We start from the raw sequence: 2,500 nt of genomic DNA, 5'->3' as shown, positions 1-2,500 counted from the left end.
TAAAGCTATAGTAAAGGTGCACGGGGTCTTTCCGTCTGACCGCAGGAACCCCGCATCTTCACGGGGAATTCAATTTCACTGAGTCTATGCTGGAGACAGCGGGGAAGTCGTTACGCCATTCGTGCAGGTCGGAACTTACCCGACAAGGAATTTCGCTACCTTAGGACCGTTATAGTTACGGCCGCCGTTTACTGGGGCTTCAGTTCAAAGCTTGCACCTCTCCCTTTAACCTTCCAGCACCGGGCAGGCGTCAGGCCCTATACGTCGTTTTGCAACTTCGCAGAGCCCTGTGTTTTTGATAAACAGTCGCTACCCCCTGGTCTGTGCCACCTCTTTCCACTTGCGTAAAAAGAGGCCACGCTTCTTCCGAAGTTACGCGTGCAATTTGCCGAGTTCCTTCAGCATAGTTCTCTCAAGCGCCTTGGTATACTCTACCTGACCACCTGTGTCGGTTTCGGGTACGGTCTATACGGTGGAGCTATTTCCTGGAACCGCTCCGCTGCCCTGACAATCCAATAAGCCAGAACAACTTGTGCAATCCGTCACTACCACCAGGCCCACGAATATTAACGTGGTTCCCATCGACTACGCATTTCTGCCTCATCTTAGGGGCCGGCTAACCCTGCTCAGATTAACTTTAAGCAGGAACCCTTGGTCTTTCGGCGAGGGAGTCTCTCACTCCCTTTATCGTTACTCATGTCAACATTCGCACTTCCGATACCTCCAGGACCCCTCACAGGTATCCCTTCACAGGCTTACGGAACGCTCCGCTACCACACGTCTTGCGACGTATCCTCAGCTTCGGTGCATGGCTTTAGCCCCGTTACATTTTCGGCGCAAAGACCCTTATTTAGACCAGTGAGCTGTTACGCTTTCTTTAAATGATGGCTGCTTCTAAGCCAACATCCTGGTTGTTTTGGGATCCTCACATCCTTTCCCACTTAGCCATGACTTGGGGACCTTAGCTGGAGGTCAGGGTTGTTGCCCTCTTCACGACGGACGTTAGCACCCGCCGTGTGTCTGCCGACTAGTACTCCTCGGTATTCGGAGTTTGGTTAGGATCAGTAAGACGGTGAGTCCCCATAGCCCATCCAGTGCTCTACCCCCGAGGGTATTCGGTCGACGCACTACCTAAATAGTTTTCGCGGAGAACCAGCTATTTCCGAGTTTGATTGGCCTTTCACCCCTAGCCACAAGTCATCCCAATCTATTGCAACAGATGCGGGTTCGGTCCTCCAGTTGGTGTTACCCAACCTTCAACCTGCTCATGGCTAGATCACTCGGTTTCGGGTCTAATGCAACGAACTGAACGCCCTATTCAGACTCGCTTTCGCTGCGCCTTCACCTATCGGCTTAAGCTTGCTCGTTACACTAAGTCGTTGACCCATTATACAAAAGGTACGCCGTCACCCTTGCGGGCTCCGACTGTTTGTAGGCAACCGGTTTCAGGTTCTATTTCACTCCCCTTGTCGGGGTGCTTTTCACCTTTCCCTCACGGTACTTGTTCGCTATCGGTCATGCACGAGTACTTAGGCTTAGAGGGTGGTCCCCCTAATTTCAAACAGGATTTCACGTGTCCCGCCTTACTCAAGGACCTTGGGTGTTCTACATGTACGGGGCTATCACCCGCTACGGCCGGACTTTCCATTCCGTTCCACTTTATTCCCCAAGGCCACTGGCCTGGTCCGCGTTCGCTCGCCACTACTTACGGAGTCTCGGTTGATGTCCTTTCCTCCAGGTACTTAGATGTTTCAGTTCCCTGGGTTCGCTTCTTACACCCTATGTATTCAGGTGTAGATACCTTATCACAATGCTTGGAAACCCAAACCGAGCCTAAACTCGGCTTGGATTCTCCAAGCATTTAAGGTGGGTTTCCCCATTCGGAAATCCATGGATCAAAGCTTATTCGCAGCTCCCCACGGCTTATCGCAGCGTATCACGTCCTTCATCGCCTGTGCATGCCAAGGCATCCACCAATTGCCCTTATTTCACTTGATCGTTCTCATTGCCAATGCCCATCCTTAAGCCACCTTCCCGAAGGGAAGGGGCGATGCAGCTACCTTTTACAGCCACATCCAATCCAGATGCCATCGACGTGTTCGATACAATCCCCATATGAAGGCACGCCGGTGCACTTCGAGGTCGTATCTTAAGACCAGCTTCTCGAGATCTGTCCGGTGACGCGCGGTCAGGCAACGCCAATCGACATGTCGTCAGAGGCAGCAGAAACACCAAAATCCCCAAACCCTTGCGGACCTGAAGTTTCGATGGTTCCAACAACCAACAACAAACATGCCTTGAGTAACAAGCTTCCTACCTACCTCCAGCCCCTCCACTGTCTCGGATCGGCTAGACCGTCGACAGCTTTAACAGGACTGGGCTCGGACGTTTCAAATGACCTTTCGATCACCCTCAACACCTGGAAGCTTCCAGACATATCTTCTCTTCACAATGTAATCAGAACAGGCATCAGGCTCAAACGAGCCGATGCAAACTTTTA

The 2,500-nt window shown here is 51.8% G+C and carries 1 rRNA gene (only partly in view); it reads right to left on the bottom strand.

The annotated features are described in order from the left end of the window. A 23S ribosomal RNA gene (locus J2Z75_RS29020) occupies positions 1–1,998 on the bottom strand; it reaches 799 nt to the left of the window's first position. Positions 1,999–2,500 lie beyond the last annotated feature (502 nt).

This window comes from Rhizobium herbae (assembly GCF_017873135.1).
Taxonomy (GTDB): domain Bacteria; phylum Pseudomonadota; class Alphaproteobacteria; order Rhizobiales; family Rhizobiaceae; genus Pararhizobium; species Pararhizobium herbae.
Note: the sequence above shows the minus strand (reverse complement) of the source record. Positions and strands in the feature narration are given on the sequence as shown.